Below are 6,685 nucleotides of genomic sequence, written 5' to 3' on the forward strand. Positions count from 1 at the left end.
TTATTAACCTGGTGTGCAAATAGGTTCCCTACCTATTTGCACATCACGCCACGGAAACGGGCGCAGGTGCGCGGACATGCTGGTTTCCGCGGCGTTCGCATTGGCCTGCGGCCAATGATGAAGCATCCCTGCTTCATGTATTAACCCGCCGGGTTAATAAATAGAATCACGATGCACAAGCTACACTCATGTAGCTTGTGCTGCCGGTAGCTAAGGCTGTGTGAATTGGCCGTTCTGCCAATGTATTGTCCCAAATGAGTGCAAAACCGCCGTAAAACAGTCTATCCATCATTATGATCGGCTAAGTCCGACAGGCTGCCAGATGATTGCTTGCACAGATTAAAGGTATTTCAAAGATGAAAATGTACCGCGGCGAACTGTTTGCCCTCGAGGGCATGCGCAATCATCTGCCTCGGTACACCGCCTTCAAGACTGAGGTGGCCGAGTATGCAACGACACTAGACTATCTAGGGAGTGCCTGATGAAAATCGAAACCCTCAAAGACGTGCTTCACTGGACCGCCAACCTGCATCGCCAGCTGTCCCGCTGCCTGGCTCAGTGCGAGGACAGGGTGGTTAACGAACGCGCCAGGTCGCTGCTCGACTTTCTGGAGCAGCACGAAGACAAGCTCGCCCGGGTGGTCAGCCGGTTCGAGAAGATGGCTGACAGCCGGGCGCTCAATACCTGGTGTTACGAATACTTCGACAAGAATCCCGAATCACTGGAACGGATGTGTGACACGGAGTACGACGGGCTCGATATTCAGGATGTCATGGCTCGGGTTCTTGATCAGCATCATCAGGTGATCGAGTTGTATCGGTATCTTCGCGCTCAGTCCGGCGCGGCTTCGGCAAAGGAGCTGCTGCAAAACCTCATCGCTCTGGAAGAGCACGAGGCCATGCAGATGGCGCAGGGCAGCGACCGGCTGGGCGATATTTGACCGATGGCCTGTCAGGCGGCTGTGACGCGCCCCGGTTCCGGGGCGAGGATCACTTGTGGGTGCGTTCCTTAATCTCCGCGATACTCTTGCAGTCCACGCATAGATTCGCCGTCGGCCGCGCTTCCAGGCGGCGAATGCCAATCTCGATGCCGCAGGTATCGCAATAGCCGTAATCTTCCTCACGGATCCGCTCCAGCGTCTGGTCGATCTTGCGAATCAACTTGCCTTCACGGTCGCGGGTTCGCAGTTCGAGGGTCATTTCCTCCTGCTGGGTGGCCCTGTCCAAGGGGTCCGCATGGTTCGAGGCCGCCTGTTGCAGGTGTCCCACGGTGTTGGTGATATCCTGCAGCATTGTCTGGCGCCAGTTCAGCAGTATTTGCCTGAAGTGGGCGAGCTGCGCATCGTTCATATAGTCTTCGTTCTCGCCGACAGCATAGGGTACGAAGCTGATATCGCTGATCTGGTGTGGGTTCTGCAGCATATTAAGCCATTGTTATTCTGGTTGTTAAAAGCGGTTCGCGAAGCTAACAGAATTCGGCCCCAGTTACCAGCAGTAGCCCGTATTCTGCGAGCATCTGCATGCTGCGGTGGTCGAACGGCGGGTTATCAAAATAACGAGCCCTGGGTTGCAGATTGCGCCTGTCATATTGACCAGGCCCAAACCGGATCTGGCCCCTAGCGGTGCACTGATAATGAAGGACGGGGAGTGTTGGGTGCAGGATGCTGTTTGAAGTCAATGAAACAGGATCTATATCCTGCGGACTTAGCAGGAAGGCCTCGACATCTGTGGCCTGTTCGATGATGAAATCGAGGCTATCGTCGAACATGAGCATCTATGTGCGCCACACCGCAGCGCGTTCGAACGTGAAGCAGGGGACTTCTCTTAGGGTTTCAGAAGTGCTGGGCGCGCATCATCGCATCCATGCCACCATCGATAACAGCACCGTGCCGTTGATAAAGCGGGCCTGTTCTGACAGCAGGAACTCAACACCTGCTGCAATCTCATCCGGCTGGCCGGCGCGGCCCAGCGGTGCAACGAAGTTCTTCACCGCCTCGCCAAAGCGCTGATCCAGTTCGATGCCCCCATCGGCGCCTTCCAGGCACTGCAGCACCGCGCCGCTTGGGCCCATGTGGAACTGGAACTGGCACGCAGCAGCCTGATGGCGGCACTGAACGCCATCGACAGCAACGACGAACAGGCCGCGCAATGGGTGAGCCTGGCAAAATGGAAGGTGGGCCGAATGGCCGACCGGATCAGCAACGAGGCGGTGCAGATGCACGGCGGCATCGGCGTCACCGATGAACTCGATGTCGGCCTCTACTTCAAGCGCATCCGCGTACTCCAGGCACTGCTCGGTGATAGCGACTATCACCTCAGCCGCGTCTCGCAGGTAGCCAACGCCACCTGATCCCCTTCGGCAGAGGAGCGCCCGCTCCTCTGCCAGCCTGTGCATTCCTTTTCTTTTTTTAAAACGCTACGTCGCGGTTATTCGAAATAAATACCAAAAATCAGAATATTAAGAATATTCGGAAATTTGTTTTTCCGCTTAAGGATAAAATCGGACATTGCTTATACGTGGATGCTAGTTCGCGTGCGCGTATCACCGCAACGGCATGCTCAGTTCTTACTGGCATGACGATCAGAATTAGTCCAATATAAAAATATTATGGGCTGGGGTTGCCGGATACTTCGCGTAGCCTCGCAAATAAACGACATGCTTGGTTTCAACGGAGATGAACGGTTGTGGTATGCGAAGTAAATTTACTCTCAGTAAATTTACTGCTCTTAAAAGCATTGTGATTTGCATGTAAGCGTGTCTACGCAGTATTGAAATGTTAACTCAAACTAAAGATAATCATGAATATTAGCGAAAATAAAGAGATGTCAGGTCTACTTCGTGCAATTGAAAAGCTCGGGATGATCGGTGCTGTAGTAGCTATCATTGTGTTAGTTGGTACGTATTTCTGGATGGCATCAACAAACCTTTCAACAGAATCAACATATCTGAAGATTGGCCGTGACTTATCATTGGCACTTCTGGCAGGAATAATTCCAGTTTTTATATTGTTTGTATTTTCTTATGCGCTTCTAAAGGAGATAGAAAATTATCGTGAAGCAGAGAGGCGAAACAATCTTGCAGAAGACGTTTCAAAAAAAGTAATACACTCTTTGGGGACTCCTGAGGCAGATAAATTTTTCTCTACTAAAACAAGTGAATCGAAATACATCCGCCAGGCAGCATCCTTGCTGTGGTTTGTACAAGAAACAGGTAGTTTGCTATCAGAAACCTATCGCTCTGAAATAATCTCCTTTCTTCAGGGGGGTGGTAAAATAAAAGTTCTATTGGCCTCCCCCGATAATACTACAGCGAGCCTTATGGCTTTCAGGAATTCTACCTTGTCATCTTCTCAGTCGTTTCAGGCCCGCAGTGAGAAGTTTACCGAACATATGTTCGAAATTTCGAAATCAGCCAAATCATATAATAATCAATTAGAAATTCGATATTTACCTTATCCGGTATCATATACCATGGTTATGGCTGACCCACATTCAAATGTTAAAGATCACTGTCAGGCCTTGGTTAGGCTCGCTGGATTTAAGGTTCCTTACGAGGAAAAAGCAGATTTTCCAGTGTCTTTTTCAAGCTCACCTAATACATTTAATGTCTATAGGAATCAGTTCGAATCTATGTGGTCGGTTGCTAGTAAGCTTACCCTTATAACTGGAAAGCCTAGATCGGGAAAGTCAACGCTCATGGATTATTTGATTAAATTATCGGTTCGAGCTAATCCATATTACGTATTGTCGAAAGAAATCCTTAGTGATAATGACGAACGTATCGGGTTTGAAGCAATAACTTCAGAGTTTTCTTCAGCAAGGCGTTTCGCCAATCGGAATGAAAAAGAATTATATGATGTAGATTCATTGATATGGGATGATATTGCTGATGAAATTGAAATTTCGATTAATAATGGCGTTCGCCTATTCTTCGTAGATGAGATTGGGCCTATGCAATTACGCAGTGAAAAGTTTTGCTCTGCAATCAAAAGACTAATTGAATCATTTGAGATAAGTGCGTACTTTACGGTAGCAGACGAATCAGTACTTGATTCCGAAAGTCTAGGCACAAAGATTAAGCGGAATCCTAGAGGTGTATTAAAAACAATCTGTCCAGAAATACGTGAGAAAATGAAAGATGAACTATCTAAAGAAGTTTCAATCAGAATTGGAGAGTTTTGATGTACAAGAACTTTCTAGGAGAGCGGGCTACAATTCCCTCAAGAGTATGGGGTGAGATCACTGTAGAATCAGTAGAGCTAACCGATGCAGTGGATGGGGACTTAGTTCTACTGAAAGGCGATCCGTTTTCCGCCGAAGCACCACTAGTAAGAATTCATTCTGAGTGCGTTTTCGCTGAGGCTTTTGACAGTGCTCTTTGCGATTGCGCAGACCAAATGCATATGGCATTGAGTGAAATATGTAAGGAAGGATGCGGAATTCTATTTTATCTCAGAATTGACGGCCGTGGAGCTGGACTTTCGGCAAAAGTTAAGGCGACAGCTCTTGAGGTCGAAGGCATGGATACCCATGATTCTCGAATTTCTATTGGAGTTTCTCCTGATAATAGAAGCTTCCAAAAAGTCGCTGAATATTTAGTACGAAATTCAGTCCGAAAAGTTAGACTGTTAACTAACAATCCAGATAAAGCCAATGGTTTGAAAGAATTTGGAATTGAAGTTGAAACTGCTAGCTTGCGTGTTCCTAATCCCTCGGATGAAGTCGCCTCTTTATATCGAACAAAAGCGGAAAAATTTGGACATCTGATAGATGACTGAAACATATTAGAAATATATCCTCAAGTTCGAGGAACAAAAATTCCTAGAAAGATGTAAAAGATTACCTGATTACCCATGATGCTCAGTCATAGCTACACTGTATATAAACACAAAAAATATAAACACAAAAAATTCCGGGGGCAGTATACTTCTTTCCTCGTTTATCGATGTCCGATTCGTGCCGACAACGGACAGTGTTGGTCAGATCAAGTTTGTTCGGTGAATGGTTTATTTTCGTGAATTCCGGGGACAGTATACTTAATTCCGTGGGCTCCGGGGTCAGGCCTTGTCTTTTCCTCTGGTTTCTCATCTGTGAGGGCAAAAGGCAAGACCTGACCACCGTCGGCCAATGGGTGACCCCGTGAGCACCCCTATGGGGCGCCCGCTCGCCATGCGTTCCGCTAAAGCGATTCCTAACGTTTCAGGACGTCATACTAAAACCATTTATTGCGTCGCATCCAGTACACCAACGAGCCGACGATGGTGGCCACGACGCACCAGAAGAACACATAGCCGTATTTCCAGCCGAGTTCCGGCATCGTGGAATCGGGAGAGCCGAAGTTCATGCCGTACAGGCCCACGAGAAACGAGAGTGGCAGAAAGAACATGCTGACCATCGTGAGCTTGGTGACGACCCGGTTGGTGCGGTAACTCACGATGCCCATGAAGAGGTTCAGGCTCTCCGAAAGGACCTCGCGTTCCGTGGTGACATCCGTGCTCAGGCGGTCCAGCAGCACGCCCTTTTTCTCCAGAAACGGTCGCGTGCTCTCGCTGACGAAGGGTGATTTGCGCGTGGCCAGTTCGTGCACGATCTCCCGGGTGGCAATGATGATCTTGCGGAATTCCAGCAGCCAGCGGATCAGGTCGTTGACTTCGTGGAACATCTCGCTTCCCGCTTCGCCCAATATCTGCGCCTGGACGCCTTCGATCATTTCGCTGATGCCGTTGAGTGTCAGCCGGTAGCCCTGCGTCAGATGGTCCGCAAGTTCAAAGAGCAAAAAGCCGGGCGAATGGCTGTGCTCATGGAAATCTTCCTTGTAGGTTTGCTTGATATCGGCGAGAAACTCCACGCGCGCAGGATGCGATGTGAGCATGAAATGCGACCCAAGCACCACCTGCACGGGCACGGTGAGCCAGTCGTCGTTCACCACGCGGGCTTCCTTGAGCATGAAGTGCAGACAGGAGGAAAACACGTTGAATCTGGGCGGGGTATCGTCGTCGAAAAGCAGGTCCAGGGTCAGCGGGTCGATGTTCATCCGCTCGAGAAACCCCCTTGCCGTTGCTTTCGGCTCGCCCTCCAGGTCGATCCAGTAATAAAGTCCGCTCGCCGGCACCGCTGCGATCTCTTCCAGGGCCACCGGGCGTTCCTGCTTGGTGTTGAAGTCGAACTCAATGGCAAACGTCATCGGCAAGGTCCATTTATTCGATGGCTCCAGGAAGACTCGTGAGACTATCGAGTGTAACGCAAATGTCGGAATTCCGGGGACAGTGTAGCTATTTCCAGGTTCATCAATGTCCGGTTTGTGCCGGCTGCCGACTGCGGAGAGACCCCGGATAGCCTAATCGTGGTCGGCAGATGGGGACAGGAAGCCGACACCAGGCAGTAGAGTTTTATATCTGATTTTCCAGTTTTCAGTGGTTATTAATCCGGCGGGTTAATACATGAAGCAGGGATGCTTCATCATTGGCCGCAGGCCAATGCGAACGCCGCGGAAACCAGCATGTCCGCGCACCTGCGCCCGTTTCCGTGGCGTGATGTGCAAATAGGTAGGGAACCTATTTGCACACCAGGTTAATAAGCGTTGTGGGCTAGGGTCACTGCTCATTGATACCTCTAAGTAGGCGTGATTGAATGCCGCGATGTGAAAACGATTGAAGCTCGCAGGAAAATCCATGGCTGAATTTGAA

At 49.6% G+C, this 6,685-nt stretch carries 9 protein-coding genes; 5 read left to right on the forward strand and 4 right to left on the reverse strand.

Annotation, left to right across the window (positions count from 1 at the left end; translation table 11 throughout):
- Positions 1-356 precede the first annotated feature (356 nt).
- Positions 357-482, forward strand: a complete 126-nt coding sequence (locus F451_RS28670) for a hypothetical protein (RefSeq protein WP_020683985.1) — start codon at positions 357-359, stop codon at positions 480-482.
- Positions 482-940 (forward strand): hypothetical protein, encoded by a 459-nt coding sequence (locus tag F451_RS0124120; RefSeq protein WP_020683986.1) that lies wholly within the window; start codon positions 482-484, stop codon positions 938-940. The genes F451_RS28670 and F451_RS0124120 overlap by 1 nt, the downstream gene beginning before the upstream one ends.
- A 49-nt stretch (positions 941-989) precedes the next feature.
- On the opposite strand, the gene dksA is transcribed toward F451_RS0124120, so the two are convergent.
- Positions 990-1,421, reverse strand: a complete 432-nt coding sequence (dksA, locus tag F451_RS0124125; protein WP_020683987.1) for an RNA polymerase-binding protein DksA — start codon at positions 1,419-1,421, stop codon at positions 990-992.
- Positions 1,422-1,464: 43 nt separating this feature from the next.
- Positions 1,465-1,773, reverse strand: a complete 309-nt coding sequence (locus F451_RS0124130; RefSeq protein ID WP_020683988.1) for a hypothetical protein — start codon at positions 1,771-1,773, stop codon at positions 1,465-1,467.
- A 177-nt stretch (positions 1,774-1,950) separates the two neighbouring features.
- Between F451_RS0124130 and F451_RS26465 the strand changes: the two genes are divergently transcribed.
- The 3 genes from F451_RS26465 to ribA all read left to right on the forward strand — a co-directional run bounded on the left by F451_RS26465 (position 1,951) and on the right by ribA (position 4,777).
- Positions 1,951-2,349, forward strand: a complete 399-nt coding sequence (locus F451_RS26465; RefSeq protein ID WP_240476537.1) for an acyl-CoA dehydrogenase family protein — start codon at positions 1,951-1,953, stop codon at positions 2,347-2,349.
- Positions 2,350-2,798: 449 nt separating this feature from the next.
- A complete protein-coding gene (locus F451_RS27510; protein ID WP_083928544.1) occupies positions 2,799-4,181 on the forward strand; it encodes a nucleoside-triphosphatase in 1,383 nt (460 codons plus the stop codon).
- Entirely contained in the window at positions 4,181-4,777 is a 597-nt protein-coding gene (ribA, locus tag F451_RS27515) for a GTP cyclohydrolase II RibA (protein ID WP_083928545.1), read from the forward strand. Before F451_RS27510 ends, ribA begins: the two co-directional genes overlap by 1 nt.
- 434 nt (positions 4,778-5,211) lie before the next feature.
- Here the strand turns inward: ribA and F451_RS0124150 are convergent, their stop codons facing one another.
- Positions 5,212-6,183: a magnesium transporter CorA family protein gene (locus F451_RS0124150; RefSeq protein WP_020683991.1), complete on the reverse strand. Its 972-nt coding sequence runs from the start codon at positions 6,181-6,183 to the stop codon at positions 5,212-5,214.
- A gap of 249 nt (positions 6,184-6,432) precedes the next feature.
- The coding region (locus F451_RS28260) for a hypothetical protein (protein ID WP_205624074.1) at positions 6,433-6,685 on the reverse strand (253 nt) is incomplete at its 5' end.

It is taken from the genome of Marinobacterium rhizophilum DSM 18822 (assembly GCF_000378045.1).
Lineage (GTDB): Bacteria > Pseudomonadota > Gammaproteobacteria > Pseudomonadales > Balneatricaceae > Marinobacterium_A > Marinobacterium_A rhizophilum.